Genomic DNA, 19,461 nt, shown 5'->3' on the forward strand with positions numbered 1-19,461 from the left:
TTTCGCACAGGTCGGCTGTTACAGGCCGGACATGTGGTGAATCGCAGCTTTCAGCTCATCATCGGAGCAATCAGCGCAGGTGCCTTTGGGCGGCATGGCGTTGATACCCGAGATAGCCTTGGCCAGCAGGCCGTCGAGGCCGCCCTGCTCTTTCGCGCGCTTGCCCCACTCGGCCTTGTCGCCAACTTTCGGCGCGCCCAGCAGGCCGCTACCGTGGCAATTGGTGCAGACCTTGCCGACAATCTCTTCGCCCGAACGCGGGGCACCGCCACCACCGGCAGCTGCTACGGCGCCAACGCCTTCGCATTCCTTGCCCTGGACGCAGACTTTGCCGACAGGTTCGAGACGCTTGGCAATGGCGTCATCGTTGGTCGCGGCCTGAACGCTCACTGCCCACAGGGCCAGTACGGCAGCTTGGGCTGCCAGGATTTTTCTAATCAGGTTCACCCTTTCACCCTCATCGTGGCTTATCACGCCCGGTCGCGGTGCAGTCACAGTCTCGGGCCGCGCGAGCGGGCGCAAGTATAACGGCAAAGCTCCGAAGCTCGAAACAATTGCGCCACCTTGCCGGGCTTTGCGGCATTAGGTCGCAGCTGATCTGGCCGGTCCTACCGGCTGTTCAAAAATTTGCCGGTGTGGTCGCGCTGATCAGTCGTGCCGGGGTTTCGAACGGATTACGGAAGCGGTGCGGCTTGGTGCTGTCGAAATAGTAGCTGTCGCCACATTCGAGAACGAAGGTCTCGTCACCAACGGTCAGCTCCAGGCGACCCTCGACCAGCACGCCGGTCTCTTCGCCTTCGTGGGCATACATGTCGTCGCCAGTATCGGAACCCGGCGGATAGGTCTCGTCGAGCAGGGTGATGGCGCGACTGGGGTAGTCCTTGCCGATCAGCTTCATGATGATCGAGCCGCTGGACAGGTCGCTGAGTTCGTCTGCCTTGTACACCACCGGGGTGTTGCTGCTCTGCTCAAGGTCGAGGGAGAAGAACTCCACAAGAGACATCGGAATACCACCGAGCACTTTCTTCAGGGAGCTGATGGAGGGGCTCACACTGTTCTTCTCGATCATCGAGATTGTGCTGTTGGTCACACCCGCCCGTTTGGCGAGTTCGCGCTGGGACAAACCTTTGAGCTTACGAATGGCTTGCAGACGAGCACCGACGTCCAAGGGTGGGGTCCTCCTTATTTTTGTATCAGGCAGGCTCGAGAACCTGTCTTTGATCTGCTGTGCGTCGGCATCACTGCGTTGAAAGCGTCTTCGGGATGCTCATCTACTGAAGTAAATTCCGCTGCCTCAACCGCTTTCGCCTTGTTCTGCTCCAGCTTGCGAGATCAAAAACAGGCTCTGAAAGGCAGAACCCGCAGCGGCTTGAGCCGAGCGGGTTCCAAGTGCCACGTATCATGGCAACACCGTTCAGTATTTACAACAGATCGCCCGACGATCCTGCGCAAACTTTACGGGCGGTATCCGTCACTCGCCGCTATAGACCCGCGGGACGCGCTTGAGGTTGCAGAACAGCTGGTAGGGAATGCTGCCGCACAGGGAAGCCAGTTGGCTGGCGGGGACGTTCGGGCCCCAGAGCTCGACGCGACTGCCCAGGCCGGCCTGCGGCAGGTCGGTCAGGTCCACGGTGAGCATGTCCATGGACACGCGGCCGATGATGCGGCTGGGCTTGCCGTCGATGAACACCGGCGTGCCGTCCGGCGCGTGGCGCGGATAGCCATCGGCGTAGCCCATGGCTACCACGCCGACACGTACCGGGCGCTCGGCAATGAAGCGTGCGCCGTAGCCCACCGGCTCGCCGGCCGGCAGTTCGCGGATGCTGATGACCTGGGATTCAAGGGTCATCACCGGACGCAGTTGGTCCGCCAGTGGATGCGCCTGCTCGAACGGAGTGGCGCCGTAGAGCATGATGCCGGGGCGCACCCAGTCGCTGGGCACCTCGGACCAGCCGAGGATGCCGGGAGAATTGCGCAAACTGATCTCGTGACCCTGGCCTGCGGCTTCGCGCACCGCCTGGAAAGCGGCAACCTGCTCTTCGGTGCGCGGGCAGTCCAGTTCATCGGCACGGGAGAAGTGGCTCATCAGCACGACCTTGGCCACGTGGGGCAGCGCCTTCAGGCGCGCCAGAGCGGCGGCATAGTCCTGCGGGAAGAAGCCGACGCGGTGCATGCCCGAGTCCATCTTCAGCCAGACGGTCAGCGGTTTGCTCGGACGAGCACGCTCGATGGCTTCCAGTTGCCAGGCCGAGTGCACCACGCACCAGAAGTCATGGGCGTCGATCAGTTCCAGCTCGCTGGCTTCGAAGAAGCCTTCGAGCAGCAGGATTGGCGCACGGATGCCGGCTTCGCGCAGCTCCAGCGCCTCCTCGATGCACGCCACGGCAAAACCGTCGGCCTCGCCTTCCAGTGCCCTGGCGCAAACCACTGCGCCATGGCCGTAGGCGTCGGCCTTGACCACTGCCAGCGCTCGCGCGCCGGTGACTTCACGGGCCAGGCGGTAGTTGTGGCGCAGGGCGGCGAGGTCGATCAGGGCACGGGCGGGACGCATGGCGAGGCTCTCTTATGGTGGGTGGAACGCAATCAGCAGACGAAAAAAACCCGGCGCTCCGGCCGGGCCACGCAAAAACGATCAGGGCAGTGCGGCGACGATGGAAATCTCGACGAGGATCTCCGGGTAGCACAGCGCCGCCTGGACGGTGGCGCGCGCCGGGGCGCAGCCCTGCGGGACCCACTGGTCCCAGACGCCGTTCATGCCGGCGAAGTCGGCGGCGACGTCCTTCAGGTAGATGGTTGCCGAGAGCACACGCGATTTGTCGGTGCCCGCCTCGTCGAGCAGGCGCTCGACGCTGGCGAGGACTTCGCGGGTCTGCTGCTCGACGCCGGCGCTGAGGTCGCCCGCCACCTGGCCGGCAAGGTACACCGTGCCGTTGTGGACGACGACCTGGCTCATCCGCTGGTTAGTGTGCAGGCGCTGGATGGCCATTCTGGGCCTCCGAGGTAGAGCTGTAGCGGGAGATATCCAGGCCTTCGGTGCTGATCTGCGGGCGCTTCTTGGCCATCAGGTCGGCGAGGTAGCGGCCCGAGCCGCACGCCATGGTCCAGCCCAGGGTGCCGTGGCCGGTGTTGAGGAACAGGTTGCGGTAGCGGGTGGCGCCAACGATCGGGGTGCCGTCCGGGGTGGCCGGGCGCAGGCCGGTCCAGAACTCTGCCTGGCTGACATCGCCGCCTTCCGGGTAGAGGTCGGTGGTGATCATTTCCAGGGTGGCGCGGCGACGCGGGTTCAGCGACAGGTCGAAGCCGGCGATTTCTGCCATGCCACCCACGCGGATGCGCTGGTCGAAGCGGGTAATCGCGACCTTGTAGGTCTCGTCAAGGATGGTCGAGGTCGGCGCCATGTCCGGATTGGTGATCGGCACGGTCAGCGAGTAGCCCTTGAGCGGGTAGACCGGAGCGTCGATGCCCAGCGGTTTGAGCATCTGCGGCGAGTAGCTGCCCAGCGCCAGCACGTAGCGGTCGGCGGTGACCAGTTGGCCATCGACCCAGACACCGTTGATGCGGTCGCCGGCGAAGTCCAGGCGCTGGATGTCCTGGCCGAAGCGGAACTCCACGCCCAGGGCCTTGGCCATCTCGGCCAGCTTGGTGGTGAACATCTGGCAGTCGCCGGTCTGGTCGTTGGGCAGGCGCAGGGCGCCCACCAGCTTGTCCGCCACCTTGGCCAGGGCCGGCTCGACGCGGGCAATGCCGGCGCGGTCCAGCACTTCATAAGGAACACCGGTGCTTTCCAGGACGGCGATGTCCTTGGCGGCGGAATCCAGCTGAGCCTGGGTGCGGAACAGCTGGGTGGTGCCCAGGGAGCGGCCTTCGTAGGTGATGCCAGTCTCGGCGCGCAGCTCGTCGAGGCAGTCGCGGCTGTACTCGGACAGGCGCACCATGCGCTCCTTGTTCACCGCGTAGCTCTTGGCGTTGCAGTTGCGCAGCATCTGCCACATCCAGCTGTACTGGCTGGGGTCGCCGGTCAGCTTGATGGCCAGCGGCGCGTGGGTCTGCAGCAGCCACTTCATGGCTTTCAGGGGGATGCCCGGGGCAGCCCAGGGCGAGGCGTAACCAGGCGACACCTGGCCGGCGTTGGCGAAGCTGGTTTCCAGGGCCGGGCCGGGCTGGCGGTCGACGACGACCACTTCGAAGCCGGCACGGGCGAGATAGTAAGCACTGGCGGTACCGATCACACCGCTGCCAAGCACCAGAACGCGCATCTTTGCCTCCTACGTCGCGCCAGGGGCGCGGACGTTTCTTATTCTGAACGTAGATGCGCGCAGTATAGGAAGTCAGGCTCAGCGATATTCACTGATTGCGATACGGTATTTGACGAAAATTCCTGGCAAAAGTCGCTTTCACGGAGGGACATCCACCAGGAATACAGCGTTTTCACCCGAGACCGAATGGTCGAGGATCTGGTGAAAATTTCACCAGATCCAGAGGAAATAGCGAACGAAATGGGATTGGCCAGAACTTCTCGCGCCGGACCATTCCCCGACGGGAATTACCTGCTTCCGCGGCCAGCCACCGAACTCGCCGCCAGAAGCGGCGGCGAGCAGGGAATTCCCCTTGGCGCGCTTACTTGCGCACCCATTGGCCGTTGACCTGCACGTACTGCCCCGAGGGCGTACGCTCGATGGCCTTCTTGCCAGCCAGCGCTTCCACATCAGCCAGCTTGGCGCCGCTCTGGCCGGCAACCTTCTGGTACTCGGCGCGGCGCGCAGCGTTGATCTGCGCGGCGATATCGGCGGCGTCACCGCCATTCTTCACGACGCCCAGGTAGCCGTCGGTCTGTTCACCGACCAGCCCCTGGGATTTGGCGCCGCCCAGGGCGGACATTGCCTGCTCCAGGCTCATGGCCATGACCGGCAGGCTCAGGCAGAGGGCGACCAGCGCGACGCCCAGTTTGCGGTGCAATCTCATGCAAAGACTCCTTCTCAGAACAGGCCGCTGTTCTCGTTGATGATGCCGTCGAGCGCCTTGTCGACCTTGATATAGATCTCGTGCTCGATCTTCACGTTGAGGTTGATGTTGATCGGCTCCTTGGGCGCGGCCAGTTGCACGGTGGGCGTGCAGCCCTGGACGACGCCTGCCAGGAGCAGGAAGGGTAAAGCGGCGCGAAGGCGCATCGGGGGTCTCCTTGCGGTCATGGCGCAGCGGCCGGGTCGTTGCGCAGGCGTTCCTGCACGCGCTGGCGAATGGTGTCGCTGACCCGGTCGCTCAGTTGCAGGCTGGTGAGCAGTTTGGGCACGCTCTCCTCCAGGTTGACGTTGAGGTTGATCGGCCGGCCCTGCTCCAGTGCGGGATTGCGCCCGCTCAGGCTCAGGGCGAGGAGCAGCTTGCCGGATTCATCATAATCCACGCGGCTGCTGAGCTTGTCGTAACGGAAGTCGTCGATGGCGGTCGCCACCAGTTGCATGGCCGGGTTGCTCTGGCCCAGCGAGCGGATCTTCTCCGAGCGGAACTGCAGGACGCCCGGCTGCCGCGCGGCAACCTCCCCGCCCTGGATAACCAGCTTGCCGTCGTGCAGCGCCAGCGGCAGGTTGCCGTCGATGAGGCCGTTGCCGGACAGCCCTTCCGCCGGATAGGCCGCCAGGATCGCCTCCAGCGCCAGCCCCTCCAGCTTCAAGGTCAGACCTGGCCCGCGAGCGGAAAGGTCCATGGCACCGCCCGGCAGCCAGGCGCGGCCGTTGAACAGCCCCAGCTCCGCCTGCTGCCAGGCGACCCGCCCGGCCAGCGGCGCGTCCAGCGAGCCCTTGTAGTTGCCCTGCAGAGACAGCGGCCCCAGCATTACGCCGGGGTTGAGCGAGGCGACTTTCACCTGTGGCAGTTGTAGCTCCATCTGCGAGCCATTGAGGGCGAACTTCGCCTGCAAGTCGAGGCCGTGGACCTCACTGCGGTCGTACACGCCCTCCAGACCTTGCCCACGCAGGTTCAGGTCGAGGCTCTGCGGCGCGCTGCCCGGGGGCAGTCGCCAGTTCAGGTCGAAGCTGGCCTTGCCGTTGTTCAGGCTGAGCAGGGCCGGCCAGTCGCCGAGGGATTTTTCCAGCGGATTGCCGCTGCGCAGGAAGAACTCCGGCTGGCGCGCAGCCAGGGCAACTCCCTGCCTGGCCGAGTTGTTCAGATCGACTTCGGCGTTCAGTCCGCCGCTGTTCAGCAGGCGGCCCTTGAACTGCTGGCTGTCGAGGCGCGCCGCCAGCGTCCCCAGGGCATTCCAGGAAAGCGCTTTGACGTGGGGCTGGCGGAGTTCGCCCACGGCCAGTTTCAGCGGCGCATCGAGTTGCAGGGTAAATGGCGTGTCGGTGGCATAGCCGAGGTCGAGCGTGCCTTTGCCGAGAACGGCGCTGAGCTTGCTCGCCTTGAGCGACTGCGGAGCGGTCAGGGTCGTTACCTGGAGTTGCGCACCATCGGCAAAGGCAAAGTGGGCGGACTGCTGGTCGACGCGGCCCTCGAAGCTCAGGTCGAGACGACTGTTGTCGCCGCGCAGGCCGGCCAGTTCCAGATGCGGGACCTTGCCTTCCAGACGCGATTCCATCAGTTGCAGCGCCAGCGGGGTTGCCTCCAGCAGTGCCACGCGGGAGCGCAGGCGCAGATCGGCCGCGCCCACCGCGTGCAATTCGGCGCGAACGCTGCCGGCTTCATCGTCCACGCCGGGTTCCAGATGCAACGTCAGGCGCGCCGGCCGCAGGCCGACAGGCAGGACCTGCAGCCAGTCGCCGTAGAGGTCGGACAAACGCAGGTCGCCGCTGACTACCGAAGGCCGCCAACCGGCATCCGTGGTGCTGGCGATCAACCGCAGGTCTCCCTGCAGATTGCCCAGGCCCGGCAACGGCCAGGGTTGCGGTAGCTGCAGGGAAAGATCGAGATTGCCGTGCCCATCGCGCAGACCGGGCCAATCCGGCCAGGCGGCATCGCCGGCGAGCCGTGTATCCCAGCTCAGGCGCAGGCGACCGGCTTCGGGGATCGGCAGCGGCAGGTTCGGCGTCGGCAACCACATGCCCAGCCAGTTGCGCACGGCCTGTACCGGAGGCACCGCCGGGCTGGCGATGCTGCCACTGAGCTGGCGGCTGCCTGGCGCCCAGCTGGAGTCCAGGGTGAGCAGTTGTTCGTTGTCGAGATAGCTGTTCAGTTGCAGGCGCCATTGCCCATCGCCCGGTTGCAGCAGGCCGTTGAACGCCAGTTGCTGGCCACCCTGGCGAAGCTCACCGCCCAGCGCCGCGGCGCCACCCTGGACCTGCTGCCAGTGCGCACTGCCGTTGAGGGTGCACCGCTGTTCGCGGGCGCAGGGCAGTTCGAGGGAGACGCGCTGCAGCGACAGTCGCCCCGGCAGTAGCGCCAGCCAGCGGTTGAGTTGCGCAAGGTCCGGCAGCGCGGCGTCGGCTTCCGCCATGCCCTTCCCCGGCCACTGGCGCGCGTCGATGCTGGCAGCGGCCAGCTCCTTCAGCCGCCAGCGGCCATCGGCGTGCTCCGGCCAGCCGACGCGCAGGTCCTCCAGCTGGATCGCCAAACGCGAGCCATCCGGCGTCTGCCGTTGAACGGCGATCCGTCCCACCGTCAGCCCCTGCCCGGTGACACCCAGCCCCTGCCACTGCTCGACGCTCACCCCGGCACCCGCCAGCAGGCGCGGTACCGCCAGCCACGCCGCGCCGACCGCCAATGCCAGGAGCAGCAACAGCAGCAGGAAGACGGTGCGCAGGCGAGGAAGCGACATGCGAAAACTCCGGAAAAAACAGGTGAATCCAGCCGGGAAAGGCGGAACACTGGCCTACAGGCTGGCCGTCCGCCACGGGAAGTTCAAGGGATGCCAGTGATATTCCCTGCACAACCGACTATATTGCCGACATTCCCCCAAAGCTCACCGCTCGACTTCAGAGTCCCTCCCATGCGAACCCAGCACCAAAGCCGCCGCGAACTGGACAAGATCGACCGCAACATCCTGCGCATCCTGCAGGAGGAAGGCCGCATCTCCTTCACCGAACTGGGCGAGCGCGTCGGCCTTTCCACCACGCCATGCACCGAGCGCGTGCGGCGACTGGAGCGCGAGGGAATCATCATGGGCTACAACGCCCGGCTGAACCCACAGTACCTCAAGGCCAGCCTGCTGGTGTTCGTCGAGATCAGCCTGGACTACAAGTCCGGCGATACCTTCGAGGACTTCCGCCGCTCGGTGCTCAAGCTGCCCCACGTGCTGGAATGCCACCTGGTGTCCGGCCACTTCGACTACCTGGTGAAGGCGCGCATCTCGGAGATGGCCTCCTACCGCAAGCTGCTGGGCGACATCCTGCTCAAGCTGCCCCATGTGCGCGAATCCAAGAGCTACATCGTGATGGAAGAGGTGAAGGAAAGCCTCACCCTGCCCATCCCGGACTGATTCCTGCCGTTCGCAGCAAGCTGAGCAGATTTATTTACGACTTCCCGGCGCTTTTTGCGGCCAAGGCTATTGGCTGGGCGGGAAGTCGGCGTTTATCCTGCGTAAAATTTTAACAACACAAAAATCAGGATATCGCACATGAACGCCCGCGTTCACCAGCCGGTGCACACCGATCGCCACGCCCCGTCCTACTACGCCGCGAGCGTCAATCGCCGCCTCGAAGTACCGCCCCTGGCCGGTGAGGAACGGGCCGACGTGTGCATCATTGGCGGCGGCTTTTCCGGGCTGAACACGGCCATTGAACTGGCCGAGCGCGGGCTCTCGGTGATCCTGCTGGAAGCCCACCAGATCGGCTGGGGCGCCAGCGGTCGCAATGGCGGCCAGTTGATCCGCGGTGTCGGCCATGGCCTGGAGCAGTTTGAACCGGTGATCGGTACGGACGGTGTCCACGCCATGAAGCTGATGGGCCTGGAGGCGGTGGAGATCGTCCGCCGCCGCGTCGAGCAGTACGCCATCGACTGCGACCTCACCTGGGGCTATTGCGACCTGGCCAACAAGCCTTCCGACGTCGAGGGCTTCCAGGAAGACTTCGACGAACTGAAAAGCCTCGGCTACCGCCACGAACTGCGTATGGTCGCGAAAGAGGACATGCGCTCGATCGTCGGCTCCGACCTTTACGTCGGCGGCATGGTGGACATGGGTTCGGGCCAACTGCACCCACTCAACCTCGCCCTCGGTGAAGCCGCCGCGGCGCAGAGCCTGGGCGTGAAGCTGTTCGAGAACTCCGCCGTCACCGGCATCGACTACGGCAGCGAAGTGCGCGTGCGTACCGCCCAGGGCAGCGTACGCGCCAAGTCCCTGGTGATCGCCTGCAACGCTTACCAGAACAGCCTGAATAACTACCTCGACGGCAAGGTGCTGCCCGCCGGCAGCTACGTGATCGCCACCGAGCCGCTGTCCGCCGAGCAGGCCCGCGCCCTGCTGCCGCAGAACATGGCGGTGTGCGACCAGCGCGTGGCGCTGGACTATTACCGCCTTTCCGCCGACAACCGCCTGCTGTTCGGCGGCGCCTGCCATTATTCCGGCCGCGACCCGGCGGATATCGCTGCCTACATGCGACCGAAGATGCTCAAGGTGTTCCCGCACCTGGAAAACCTGCGCATCGACTACCAATGGGGCGGCATGATCGGTATCGGCGCCAACCGTCTGCCGCAAATCGGCCGCCTGCCCGGGCAGAACAACGTCTACTTCGCCCAGGCCTACGCCGGGCACGGCGTGAACGCCACGCACCTGGCCGGCAAGCTGCTCGCCGAAGCCATCACGGGCCAGCAGGGCAGCGGCTTCGAGCTGTTCGCCAAGGTGCCGCACATCACCTTCCCCGGCGGCAAGCTGCTGCGCTCGCCACTGCTGGCCCTGGGCATGGCCTGGTACCGCTTCAAGGAAACCCTCGGCGGCTGACCGCCACCGCGATCCAGCGGCTAGAATCTTCCGCAGCCCGTCACCGGCGGGCTTGTCGGAGAGTCCCTTTGTTTCCACGCCTGTTCCTGCTGATCCTGCTGGCCCTGGGTGGCTGCGCCAGCGCGCCACCGGAGCCGTCGCACGTGCTGCCGGTGCAGGGCACGCGGCTGGACAATGAGATCAGCGAGCGCGCCACCGCCCACCCCGGCCAGTCCGGCTTCCACCTGCTGGCCTCCAGCGTCGACGCCTTCCTCGCCCGCGCCGAGCTGATCCGCAAGGCCCAGCGCAGCCTCGACGTCCAGTACTACATCGTCCACGACGGCCTCACCACCCGCGCGCTGATCCGCGAGCTGCTGCACGCGGCGGATCGCGGCGTGCGCGTGCGCATCCTGATCGACGACACCAGCAGCGATGGCTGGGACTACGAACTGGGCGCCCTCGCCGCCCACCCGAATATCCAGGTGCGCCTGTTCAATCCGCTGCACCTGGGCCGCAGCACCGGCATCACGCGCAACCTGGGGCGCCTGTTCAACCTTTCCGAGCAGCACCGGCGGATGCACAACAAACTGCTGCTGGCGGACAACAGCGTGGCTATCGTCGGCGGCCGCAACCTGGGCGACGAGTACTTCGATGCCAAGGCCGAGATGAACTTCAGCGACCTTGACCTGATGGGCGTGGGCCCGGTGGCGCAGTCGCTGGGGCAGAGTTTCGACCAGTACTGGAACAGCCGCATCAGCCGGCCCATCGAGGACTACCTGTGGGGCGAGCCGGACCTCGACGAGCTCAACAGCATGCGCCGCAAGCTGGACCGCTACCTGGCGAAGGAGCGGGTGAAGAGCTCCAGCTATATCGCCCGGCTGAATCGCAACAGCGACCGCCCGCATCTGCAGAACTGGCTGGACGACCTGGTCTGGGCACCAGGCAAGGCCGTCTGGGATACGCCGCTCAAGGTGCTGGACCAGGGCGACCCGCAGGGCGAGCAACTGCTCAGCACCCAGCTGCAGCCGTTGTTCGACGCAGTTTCGAAGGAGCTGATCCTGGTCTCGGCCTACTTCGTACCGACCAGCGCCGGGGTCGACTACCTGACCCAGCGCGCGGATCAGGGCGTCAGCGTACGCCTGCTGACCAACTCGCTGGAAGCCACCGACGTGCCGGCCGTGCACGCCGGCTACGCGCCGTACCGGCTCGAGCTGCTGGAGCACGGGGTGAAACTCTACGAACTGCGCGCCGACCCGGACCAGCGCCTGTCCGGCGCGCCGTGGATGGTACGCGGGTCGAGCAGCGCCAGCCTGCACAGCAAGGCGGCAGTGTTCGACCAGCAGAAGGTGTTCGTCGGCTCGCTGAACTTCGACCCGCGCTCAGTGCTGTGGAACACCGAGGTCGGCATCATCGTCGACAGCCCGGAACTGGCCGACCAGGTGCGCCGCCTGGCGTTGGCGAGCATGTCGCCCAGTGTCAGCTACCAGGTGAAGATCGCGCCGAACAGCGACCCGCCCAGGCTGGTCTGGATCGAAGAGCGCGGCGGCAAGCTGGTGGCGCTGGAGCGTGAGCCGGGCAACGCCTGGCGCCGGCTCAACGCGTGGATCGCCGGCGCCATCGGACTGGAGAAGATGCTCTAGGAGCGCTCCTGCTGCAGCTCGGCGTCAGTCGTCTGCATCACCGGCGGCAGGCCGCGGTACGACACCAGCACCACGAAGCCGGCGGCGCCCAGCGCCATCACCAACGGCAACGCATGGCCACTGATCCACTGGCTGGCCGCGCCGGTGGCCAGCGGACCGATCAGGCAACCGATCCCCCATAGCTGGGCGATATGCGCATTGGCGCGGACCAGCGCGTCGTCGCGATAGCGCTCGCCGATCAGGATCAGCGACAGGGTGAACAGCCCGCCCGCACTGGCGCCGAACAGCACCAGCACTGGCCAGATGGCGCTGTGGTGCAACAGCAGCGGCATGCCCAGGCTGCTGAGGAACAGCACGATGCCGCAACCCTTGAACAGCGTCTGCCGGGAGATGCGGTCGGCCAACCAGCCGATGGGCAGTTGCAGCAGCGCATCGCCCACCACCACCGTGCTGACCATCGCCAGCGCCACCGCCTGAGTGAAGCCCTGCTGGATACCGTAGACCGGCAGCAGGGTGAGGATCATCGCCTCGAAGCCGGCGAACAGCACCACCGCCCAGGCAATCGCCGGCAGTTGGCCGCAGAAGGCGAACAAGCCGCGGCCGTTGGCACTGTGCGGGTCAACCTTGGGCGCGCCAGTGCGGCCGAGCAGTAGCAGGGAGCCGCCTACCAGCAGGCAGACGCTGAACCAGAAACCACGGTCGTCGGCGGTACCGATGAAGGTCAGCAGCACCGGGCCGGACAGCTGGCTCAGCGCATAGCCGGTGCCGTACAGGGCGACCAGGCGGCCGCGCCATTTCTCGATGGCCAGCTGGTTGATCCAGCTCTCCCCGAGGATGAACACCACCGTCAGTTGCACACCGATCAGCAGGCGCAGGATCAGCCAGACCGGATAGCTCTGCAGCAGCGCCAGCAGGCCCACCGAGAAGGCCCCGGAAATCAGGCAGATGCGCATCAGCAGCGGTGTGCCGACCCGTGCGGCGAGGCGGCCGGCGATCATCGCGCCCAGCAGCACACCCACCGCCGGCGTGGACGCCATGACGCCGATGGCGAAGTTGCCGTAACCCCAGCCCTCCAGACGCAGAGAAACCAGCGGCATGGTCAGGCCCAGGGCCAGACCGATGCTGATGACGGCAGCACACACAGCAAAATAAGGACCCCAACGCATTGTCTTTCTCCCGTTCCATCCGGAGCGCACGCCGGGCGCGAGGGTGCCCGATGCGCAATGCACAGCGGCCGGGCTTCCCTGAGGGAAACCCGGCCGCGGGTGTGGCTCTTTGTCAGAACCGGCCCCAGGATCGGGGCCGACCTGCTTCAGCCGAGGATCAGAGTTTGATCCAGGTGGCTTTCAGCTCGGTGTATTTATCAAAGGCGTGCAGCGACTTGTCGCGGCCGTTGCCGGACTGCTTGAAGCCACCGAACGGAGCGGTCATGTCGCCGCCGTCGTACTGGTTCACCCACACGCTGCCGGCGCGCAGCGCCTTGGCGGTCAGGTGGGCCTTGGACAGGTCGCTGGTCCATACCGCCGCGGCCAGGCCGTACGGAGTGTCGTTGGCGATGCGCACGGCTTCTTCGGCATCGGTGAACTCGATGACCGACAGCACCGGGCCGAAGATCTCTTCACGGGCGATGCGCATGGCGTTGGTCACGCCGTCGAAGATGGTCGGCTCGACGTAGGTGCCACCGGTCTCTTCCAGGGTGCGCTTGCCGCCGGCCACCAGCTTGGCGCCGTCGTCGTGGCCAGCCTGGATGTAGCTCAGCACGTTGTTCATCTGGGTGGTGTCGACCAGCGCACCGACGTTGGTTTCCGGGTCCAGCGGGTTGCCCGGTTTCCAGGCCTTGATGGCTTCGACGACCATCGGCACGAACTCGGCCTTGATCGACTTTTCCACCAGCAGGCGCGAGCCGGCGGTGCAGACTTCGCCCTGGTTGAAGGCGATGGCGCTGGCCGCGGCTTCGGCGGCGGCTTTCAGGTCCGGCGCGTCAGCGAAGACGATGTTCGGGCTCTTGCCGCCGGCTTCCAGCCAGACGCGCTTCATGTTGGATTCGCCCGCGTAGATCATCAGCTGTTTGGCGATCTTGGTCGAACCGGTGAACACCAGGGTGTCGACGTCCATGTGCAGGGCCAGGGCCTTGCCCACGGTGTGGCCGAAGCCCGGCAGGACGTTGAACACGCCTTTCGGGATACCGGCCTCGTTGGCCAGCTGGGCGATGCGGATGCCGGTCAGCGGGGACTTCTCGGAAGGCTTGAGGATCACCGAGTTACCGGTGGTCAGCGCCGGGCCGAGCTTCCAGCAGGTCATCAGCAGCGGGAAGTTCCACGGCACGATGGCGGCGACGACGCCGACCGGCTCGCGGGTGACCAGGCCCAGTTCGTTGTGGGCGGTGGCGGCGACTTCGTCGTAGATCTTGTCGATCGCTTCACCGCTCCAGCGCAGGCTGTTGGCGGCGCTGGACACGTCGATGCTCAGCGAGTCGCTGATCGGCTTGCCCATGTCGAGGGTTTCCAGCAGAGCCAGCTCCTCGGCGTTCTCCAGCAGCAGCTCGGAGAAGCGGATCATGACCTTCTTGCGCTTGGCCGGGGCCAGGCGCGACCACACGCCGGAATCGAAGGCAGCACGGGCGACCTGCACGGCACTTTCGGCATCGGCCAGGTCGCAGCTGGCGACCTTGGCCAGGAAGCGGCCATCCACAGGGCTGATGCAATCGAAGGTGGCGCCGGATGCGGCGTCGACGTATTCACCGTTGACGAAGGCGCGGCCTTCGATCTTCAGGTCCTTGGCGCGAGCTTCCCAATCGGCGCGAGTGAGGGTACCCATGACAACGTGTCCTCTTATTAATGTACTTATTCAGGTGCAGGCGCCCGGCGTGGGCGCGCTGTCAAATATTCCGCAAGGCGGAGCAAACGCATGCTGTTGGCAACCCTAAACCGGAGGCAGCCAATTTTCAATATTTTTTACACTAAGCGGCCAAATGGCCTTGTCACGTTCGTTTTATTAAACATAGACTGCCCAGATTCGTCGGCTGATGGTTTTCCGACAGCCGCTTCGGAGTAAATATCCAACAGCGCTGCGCGTGCCCGCACGCACTCTCGCCAACAACTCTAAAGAACCGAGACCGCCATGAACGTCGAGCAGATCGTCGATTTCGCCCAGGCCACCACCGCCCCCGAACACTACCGCCCCGCCCCGGACCGCATCATCAAGGGCGACCCGGCGCAGAACGTGCGCAACCACTACGCCAGCGACTGCGGCCAGTTCAACGTGGGCATCTGGGAAGGCGAGCCGGGCCACTGGAACGTCAGCTACACCGAGCACGAGTACTGCGAGATCCTCCAGGGCGTGTCGGTGATCCGTGACGCCAATGGCGGCGCCAAGACCGTGCGCGTCGGCGACCGCTTCGTCATCCCGGCCGGCTTCAGCGGCACCTGGGAAGTACTGGAGCCGTGCCGCAAGGTCTACGTGATCTTCGAGCAGAAGGCCTGATCCACCGAACATGAAAAAGCCCGCCGATCGGCGGGCTTTTTTTCGTCTGCGATCCTCGCAAAGGAAAATCACAGGCAAGAAAAAACCCGCCACGAAGGGCGGGTTTCTTCACAAGGGCGAAGATCAATTACTTGATCTTGGCTTCCTTGTAGATCACGTGCTTGCGAACAACCGGATCGTATTTCTTGATCTCGATTTTCTCAGGCTTGGTACGCTTGTTCTTGTCGGTGGTGTAGAAGTGGCCGGTACCGGCGCTGGACACCAAACGGATCAGTTCGCGCATGACTGCAGCTCCTTAGAATTTTTCGCCGCGGGCGCGCAGGTCGTTCAGAACGGCCTCGATACCACGCTTGTCGATGATACGCATGCCTTTGGCGGAAACGCGCAGACGCACGAAGCGCTTCTCGGATTCAACCCAGAAACGGTGGTGCTGCAGGTTCGGCAGGAAACGGCGGCGGGTTTTGTTGTGTGCGTGGGAAATGTTGTTCCCGGTAACCGGACCCTTACCGGTCACTTGGCAAACTCTCGACATGGCTCAGCCCTCTGTAAACCACATGCCAAACCCGGCATGGGTTGGCTGCTTAACTCAATAGGATTCTCAGTTTCACCGGGGTCTTAACTGCCGCTTCGCCTTGATCGAGTCGCGGGATCAGGCAGGGCCCCAGAAAAGAGCGCAGCTTTATATCAGAAAGTCACTTCCAGCTGCAAGGGAAAGCATGACTCGGAAAAGCCGGCGCCAGCCCCCGTGGGGCGCGGCGCCGGTGCCGTTCGTCGCTTGTCGTCGTTGTGACGGGCTGCGGCTTGGTCTAGGGTAGCTCCTTCGAGGCTGCCAACAGCCTTGCATGACCCGCCCAACCACGCGGATGGGCATCTTGCCAGCTTACACGGAGTCCGTCATGCGTCTCGCCCTTCTCGCCCTCCTTCTTTCTCCTGCCCTCGCCAGTGCCGCCTCGCTGAGCGTGTGCACCGAAGCCAGCCCCGAAGGTTTCGACGTGGTCCAGTACAACTCGCTAACCACCACCAACGCCTCGGCCGATGTGCTGATGAACCGCCTGGTGGACTTCGACGCCGCCAGCGGCGCGGTGGTACCGAGCCTGGCCGAAAGCTGGAAAGTGTCCGACGATGGCCTGACTTACGACTTCCAGCTGCGCGACGGCGTAGCCTTCCACCACACCGACTACTTCAAGCCGAGCCGCACGCTGAGCGCCGGCGACGTGGTGTTCAGTTTCCAGCGCATGCTCGACGCCACCCAGCCCTGGCACAAGGTGGCGCAAAGCGGCTTCCCCCACGCCCAGTCGATGCAGCTGCCGAGCCTGGTCAAGGCCGTGGAGAGGGTCGATGAGCGCCATGTGCGTTTCACCCTCAACCACCCGGACGCCACCTTCCTGGCAATGCTCAGCATGGGCTTCGCCTCCATTTATTCCGCCGAGTACGCCGACCAGCTGATGCAGGCCGGCACCCCGGAGAAGCTCAACGCCCAGCCAATCGGCACCGGCCCCTTCATCTTCAAGCGCTTCCAGAAGGACGCCGTGGTGCGCTACAGCGCCAACGCCGAGTACTTTGGCGGCAAGCCGGCGGTGGATAACCTGGTGTTCGCCATCACCCCGGATGCCAGCGTGCGCTTGCAGAAGCTCAAGCGCGGCGAATGCCAGATCGCCCTGTCGCCCAAGCCCTTGGACGTCGAGGCCGCGACCAAGAGCGCCGACCTCAAGGTCGAGCAGACCCCGGCCTTCATGACCGCCTTCGTCGGCATCAACAGCCAGCATCCACCGCTGGACAACTCCAAGGTGCGCCAGGCGATCAACCTCGCCTTCGACAAGGCCAGCTACCTGAAGAGCGTGTTCGCCGGCAGCGCCACCGCCGCCGACGGCATCTATCCGCCCAATACCTGGAGCTACGCCAAGGACATCCCCGGCTATCCGCGCGACCTGGACAAGGCCCGTGCGCTGCTGGCCGAAGCCGGGCACAAGGACGGTTTCAAGACCACCATCTGGACCCGTCCCTCCGGGAGCCTGCTCAACCCCAACCCGAGCACCGGCGCGCAATTGCTACAGGCGGACCTGGCGCAGATCGGCATCCAGGCCGAGATTCGCGTGATCGAATGGGGCGAGCTGATCCGCCGTGCCAAGGCCGGCGAGCATGACCTGCTGTTCATGGGCTGGGCCGGCGACAACGGCGATCCGGACAACTTCCTCACCCCGCAATTCTCCTGCGCCAGCGTGAAGTCCGGCCTCAACTTCTCCCGTTATTGCGACGAGAAGCTCGACGGCCTGATCAGCCAGGGCAAGGCGATCGCCGACCAGGCCAAGCGCAGCGCGCTGTACCACCAAGCCCAGCAGATCATCCACGACCAGGCGCTGTGGCTGCCGCTGGCACACCCGACAGCCTCGGCGCTCACCCGCCAGAACGTGAAGGGCTACGTAGTGAGTCCGTTCGGTCGCCAGGATTTCTCGAAGGTCCAGCTATAGCATGCCAAGCTCGGCCATTGACTGCGGCTCGCCGTCACCGACGATGAAGTGATCCAGCACGCGCACGTCGATCAGCGCCAGCGCCTCGACGATACGCCGGGTCAGCAAGTGGTCGGACTGGCTGGGCTCGCAGACGCCGGAAGGATGGTTGTGCGCCAGGATCAGCGCGGCGGCGTTGTGCGCCAGGGCGCGCTTGACGATCTGCCGCGGGTAGACGCTGGCACTGTCGATGGAGCCGTGGAACAGCACCTCGAAGGCCAGCACCCGGTGGCGGTTATCCATGAACAGGCAGGCAAACACCTCGTGGAGTTCGTGACGCAGCCGCGCCTTGAGGAAATCACGCACGGCCTGCGGGCTCTCCAGCGCCGAGTCGCGACTGAGCTGTTCGGCGAGGTGGCGCCGGGCGATTTCCAGCACGGCCTGCAACTGCACGAACTTGGCGACGCCCAGCCCCAGGTGGCTGCAGAACGATTCCAGGTCGGCCTCCAGCAAGGCGCGCAGGCTGCCGAACTCGCTGAGCAGGCGGCGTGCCAGGTCGACAGCACTGCAGCCGGCCACGCCGGTGCGCAGGAAAATGGCGAGCAATTCGGCGTCGCTCAGGCTCGCCGCGCCTCGCTCGAGGAGCTTCTCCCGCGGACGCTCTGCCGCAGGCCAGTCACGAATACTCAAGGGACCTCCCAGTCAGGCCACCCGCTGTTCCCATGCGGGCGCTGTGCTATCTTAGCCCCCTCGCTGCGCGCAGCCGGAGGCCTGGGGAGGCGTCGTCGGCTTCAGCGCGCGTCATCCATTTCCGTATTTAAGGCTGGCCTATGCAGCGGCTCTATCGTAAACGCATCGTTCTGGGCGTCGGCGGCGGTATCGCCGCCTACAAGAGCGCCGAACTGGTCCGCCGGTTGCGCGACCAGGGCGCCGAGGTGCGTGTCGTGATGACCCAGGGCGGCCGCGAGTTCATCACCCCGCTCACCCTCCAGGCACTGTCCGGCCATCCGGTACACCTGGACCTGCTCGACCCCGCCGCCGAAGCGGCCATGGGACACATCGAGCTGGCCCGCTGGGCCGACCTGGTACTGATCGCCCCCGCTACGGCCGACCTCATGGCGCGCCTGGCCCAGGGCGTGGCCAACGACCTGCTGACCACCCTGGTGCTGGCCACCGACGCGCAGGTTGCCCTCGCCCCGGCGATGAACCAGGCCATGTGGCGTGACCCGGCCACCCAGGTCAACGCCGAGCTGCTGCGCAGCCGCGGCCTGCACTTCTTCGGTCCCGCAGCCGGCAGCCAGGCCTGCGGCGACGTCGGCCCTGGCCGCATGCTCGAAGCCGAGGAGCTGGCGCAGCTGGCCGCCGACTGTTTCGAGTTCAAGGCCCTGACCGGCCAGCACATCCTGATTACCGCAGGGCCGACCCAGGAAAACATCGACCCGGTGCGCTATATCACCAACCACAGCTCGGGGAAGATGGGCTTCGCCCTGGCCGAGGCGGCCGCCGAAGCAGGCGCCCGCGTGACCCTGGTCACCGGTCCGGTGCACCTGCCGACTCCGGACCGGGTGAGCCGCGTCGACGTGGTCAGCGCCCGCGACATGCTCGCCGCCTGCGAAGCGGCGATGCCGGCGGACATCCTGATTGCCTCTGCCGCCGTGGCCGACTACCGCCCGGAGCTGGTCGCAACGCAGAAACTCAAGAAAGATCCCACCAAGGGTGACGGTCTGCTCTTGCAGCTGGTGCGCAATCCCGACATTCTCGCCACCCTCTCGCTGCGCGAGGACCGCCCCTTCAGCGTCGGCTTCGCCGCGGAGACCGAGAACCTGCTCGAGTACGCCTCGCGCAAGCTCAAGGACAAGAATCTCGATCTGATCGTTGCCAATGACGTGGCAAATCCGTCAATCGGCTTCAATAGTGAAGAGAACGCCATCACGGTCATCGACCGCGAATTGCACAAGACTGCGTTCGCCCAGACCAGCAAGGGCAAGATCGCCCGCCAGCTGATCGCCTTCATCGCCGAACGCATCAATCAACACTGAGAACT

Annotated in this window: 19 protein-coding genes; 6 read left to right on the forward strand and 13 right to left on the reverse strand. The window is 65.2% G+C overall.

Annotated elements, in window-relative coordinates; translation table 11 throughout:
• Nucleotides 1-18 precede the first annotated feature (18 nt).
• The 8 genes from L6D89_RS07550 to L6D89_RS07585 form a co-directional block, all read right to left on the reverse strand.
• Nucleotides 19-447 carry a c-type cytochrome gene (locus L6D89_RS07550; protein ID WP_054910073.1) on the reverse strand — a complete coding sequence of 143 codons (429 nt, stop codon included), beginning with the start codon at nt 445-447 and terminating at the stop codon, nt 19-21.
• Between the two features lie 172 nt (nt 448-619).
• Nucleotides 620-1,168, reverse strand: coding sequence for a cupin domain-containing protein (locus L6D89_RS07555; RefSeq protein ID WP_037009703.1), 549 nt, complete (start codon nt 1,166-1,168; stop codon nt 620-622).
• A gap of 303 nt (nt 1,169-1,471) precedes the next feature.
• Nucleotides 1,472-2,551: an alanine racemase gene (alr, locus tag L6D89_RS07560; RefSeq protein WP_236174277.1), complete on the reverse strand. Its 1,080-nt coding sequence runs from the start codon at nt 2,549-2,551 to the stop codon at nt 1,472-1,474.
• An 81-nt stretch (nt 2,552-2,632) separates the two neighbouring features.
• A complete protein-coding gene (locus tag L6D89_RS07565) occupies nt 2,633-2,986 on the reverse strand; it encodes a RidA family protein (protein ID WP_236199250.1) in 354 nt (117 codons plus the stop codon).
• Complete coding sequence (gene dadA, locus L6D89_RS07570) at nt 2,961-4,256, reverse strand: D-amino acid dehydrogenase (protein WP_236174275.1); 1,296 nt, start codon at nt 4,254-4,256, stop codon at nt 2,961-2,963. Before dadA ends, L6D89_RS07565 begins: the two co-directional genes overlap by 26 nt.
• A gap of 361 nt (nt 4,257-4,617) precedes the next feature.
• Entirely contained in the window at nt 4,618-4,962 is a 345-nt protein-coding gene (locus L6D89_RS07575; protein ID WP_024762076.1) for a YdbL family probable chaperone protein, read from the reverse strand.
• 14 nt (nt 4,963-4,976) lie between these two features.
• The gene (locus L6D89_RS07580; RefSeq protein WP_236174274.1) at nt 4,977-5,168 is read right to left on the reverse strand and encodes a YnbE family lipoprotein; all 192 of its coding nucleotides are present in this window, start codon (nt 5,166-5,168) and stop codon (nt 4,977-4,979) included.
• A 17-nt stretch (nt 5,169-5,185) separates the two neighbouring features.
• Nucleotides 5,186-7,750 carry an intermembrane phospholipid transport YdbH family protein gene (locus L6D89_RS07585; RefSeq protein WP_236199251.1) on the reverse strand — a complete coding sequence of 855 codons (2,565 nt, stop codon included), beginning with the start codon at nt 7,748-7,750 and terminating at the stop codon, nt 5,186-5,188.
• A 171-nt stretch (nt 7,751-7,921) separates the two neighbouring features.
• On the opposite strand from L6D89_RS07585, the gene dadR reads away from it, so the two are divergent.
• The 3 genes from dadR to L6D89_RS07600 all read left to right on the forward strand — a co-directional run bounded on the left by dadR (nt 7,922) and on the right by L6D89_RS07600 (nt 11,487).
• A complete protein-coding gene (dadR, locus tag L6D89_RS07590) occupies nt 7,922-8,410 on the forward strand; it encodes a transcriptional regulator DadR (protein WP_015479539.1) in 489 nt (162 codons plus the stop codon).
• A 138-nt stretch (nt 8,411-8,548) separates the two neighbouring features.
• Nucleotides 8,549-9,868, forward strand: coding sequence for an NAD(P)/FAD-dependent oxidoreductase (locus L6D89_RS07595; RefSeq protein ID WP_236199252.1), 1,320 nt, complete (start codon nt 8,549-8,551; stop codon nt 9,866-9,868).
• 68 nt (nt 9,869-9,936) lie between these two features.
• The gene (locus L6D89_RS07600; protein ID WP_236199253.1) at nt 9,937-11,487 is read left to right on the forward strand and encodes a phospholipase D family protein; all 1,551 of its coding nucleotides are present in this window, start codon (nt 9,937-9,939) and stop codon (nt 11,485-11,487) included.
• Here the strand turns inward: L6D89_RS07600 and L6D89_RS07605 are convergent.
• Nucleotides 11,484-12,653, reverse strand: coding sequence for an MFS transporter (locus L6D89_RS07605; RefSeq protein WP_236199254.1), 1,170 nt, complete (start codon nt 12,651-12,653; stop codon nt 11,484-11,486). The two genes, L6D89_RS07600 and L6D89_RS07605, sit on opposite strands and share 4 nt — an antisense overlap.
• A gap of 157 nt (nt 12,654-12,810) precedes the next feature.
• Nucleotides 12,811-14,304 (reverse strand): aldehyde dehydrogenase, encoded by a 1,494-nt coding sequence (locus L6D89_RS07610; RefSeq protein ID WP_236199255.1) that lies wholly within the window; start codon nt 14,302-14,304, stop codon nt 12,811-12,813.
• Nucleotides 14,305-14,607: 303 nt separating this feature from the next.
• On the opposite strand from L6D89_RS07610, the gene L6D89_RS07615 reads away from it, so the two are divergent.
• Nucleotides 14,608-14,970, forward strand: coding sequence for a cupin domain-containing protein (locus L6D89_RS07615; protein WP_024762072.1), 363 nt, complete (start codon nt 14,608-14,610; stop codon nt 14,968-14,970).
• 127 nt (nt 14,971-15,097) lie between these two features.
• Here L6D89_RS07615 and rpmG read toward each other — a convergent pair whose 3' ends face one another.
• Entirely contained in the window at nt 15,098-15,253 is a 156-nt protein-coding gene (gene rpmG / locus L6D89_RS07620) for a 50S ribosomal protein L33 (protein WP_017520721.1), read from the reverse strand.
• Nucleotides 15,254-15,265: 12 nt separating this feature from the next.
• Nucleotides 15,266-15,502, reverse strand: a complete 237-nt coding sequence (gene rpmB, locus L6D89_RS07625; RefSeq protein WP_009614118.1) for a 50S ribosomal protein L28 — start codon at nt 15,500-15,502, stop codon at nt 15,266-15,268.
• Nucleotides 15,503-15,866: 364 nt separating this feature from the next.
• On the opposite strand from rpmB, the gene L6D89_RS07630 reads away from it, so the two are divergent.
• On the forward strand, nt 15,867-17,438 hold the full coding sequence (locus L6D89_RS07630; RefSeq protein WP_236199256.1) for an ABC transporter substrate-binding protein: 1,572 nt from the start codon (nt 15,867-15,869) through the stop codon (nt 17,436-17,438).
• Here the strand turns inward: L6D89_RS07630 and radC are convergent.
• Nucleotides 17,433-18,107 carry a RadC family protein gene (radC, locus tag L6D89_RS07635; RefSeq protein ID WP_236199257.1) on the reverse strand — a complete coding sequence of 225 codons (675 nt, stop codon included), beginning with the start codon at nt 18,105-18,107 and terminating at the stop codon, nt 17,433-17,435. The two genes, L6D89_RS07630 and radC, sit on opposite strands and share 6 nt — an antisense overlap.
• A gap of 140 nt (nt 18,108-18,247) precedes the next feature.
• Here radC and coaBC point away from each other — a divergent pair, with 140 nt between their 5' ends.
• Nucleotides 18,248-19,456 (forward strand): bifunctional phosphopantothenoylcysteine decarboxylase/phosphopantothenate--cysteine ligase CoaBC, encoded by a 1,209-nt coding sequence (gene coaBC / locus L6D89_RS07640; RefSeq protein ID WP_233297565.1) that lies wholly within the window; start codon nt 18,248-18,250, stop codon nt 19,454-19,456.
• Nucleotides 19,457-19,461 lie beyond the last annotated feature (5 nt).

The organism is Pseudomonas pseudonitroreducens, assembly GCF_021603645.1.
GTDB classification, from domain to species: Bacteria; Pseudomonadota; Gammaproteobacteria; order Pseudomonadales; family Pseudomonadaceae; genus Pseudomonas; species Pseudomonas pseudonitroreducens.

Excerpts from the sequence above, each read along its gene's own strand:
- L6D89_RS07605 (WP_236199254.1), bottom strand. The coding sequence starts at position 12,653 with ATGCGTTGGGGTCCTTATTTTGCTGTGTGTGCTGCCGTCATCAGCATC.
- L6D89_RS07565 (WP_236199250.1), bottom strand. The coding sequence starts at position 2,986 with ATGGCCATCCAGCGCCTGCACACTAACCAGCGGATGAGCCAGGTCGTC.
- L6D89_RS07595 (WP_236199252.1), top strand. The coding sequence starts at position 8,549 with ATGAACGCCCGCGTTCACCAGCCGGTGCACACCGATCGCCACGCCCCG.
- dadR (WP_015479539.1), top strand. The coding sequence starts at position 7,922 with ATGCGAACCCAGCACCAAAGCCGCCGCGAACTGGACAAGATCGACCGC.
- rpmG (WP_017520721.1), bottom strand. The coding sequence starts at position 15,253 with ATGCGCGAACTGATCCGTTTGGTGTCCAGCGCCGGTACCGGCCACTTC.
- L6D89_RS07630 (WP_236199256.1), top strand. The coding sequence starts at position 15,867 with ATGCGTCTCGCCCTTCTCGCCCTCCTTCTTTCTCCTGCCCTCGCCAGT.
- L6D89_RS07575 (WP_024762076.1), bottom strand. The coding sequence starts at position 4,962 with ATGAGATTGCACCGCAAACTGGGCGTCGCGCTGGTCGCCCTCTGCCTG.
- coaBC (WP_233297565.1), top strand. The coding sequence starts at position 18,248 with ATGCAGCGGCTCTATCGTAAACGCATCGTTCTGGGCGTCGGCGGCGGT.
- dadA (WP_236174275.1), bottom strand. The coding sequence starts at position 4,256 with ATGCGCGTTCTGGTGCTTGGCAGCGGTGTGATCGGTACCGCCAGTGCT.
- alr (WP_236174277.1), bottom strand. The coding sequence starts at position 2,551 with ATGCGTCCCGCCCGTGCCCTGATCGACCTCGCCGCCCTGCGCCACAAC.
- rpmB (WP_009614118.1), bottom strand. The coding sequence starts at position 15,502 with ATGTCGAGAGTTTGCCAAGTGACCGGTAAGGGTCCGGTTACCGGGAAC.
- L6D89_RS07580 (WP_236174274.1), bottom strand. The coding sequence starts at position 5,168 with ATGCGCCTTCGCGCCGCTTTACCCTTCCTGCTCCTGGCAGGCGTCGTC.
- L6D89_RS07615 (WP_024762072.1), top strand. The coding sequence starts at position 14,608 with ATGAACGTCGAGCAGATCGTCGATTTCGCCCAGGCCACCACCGCCCCC.
- L6D89_RS07610 (WP_236199255.1), bottom strand. The coding sequence starts at position 14,304 with ATGGGTACCCTCACTCGCGCCGATTGGGAAGCTCGCGCCAAGGACCTG.
- L6D89_RS07585 (WP_236199251.1), bottom strand. The coding sequence starts at position 7,750 with ATGTCGCTTCCTCGCCTGCGCACCGTCTTCCTGCTGCTGTTGCTGCTC.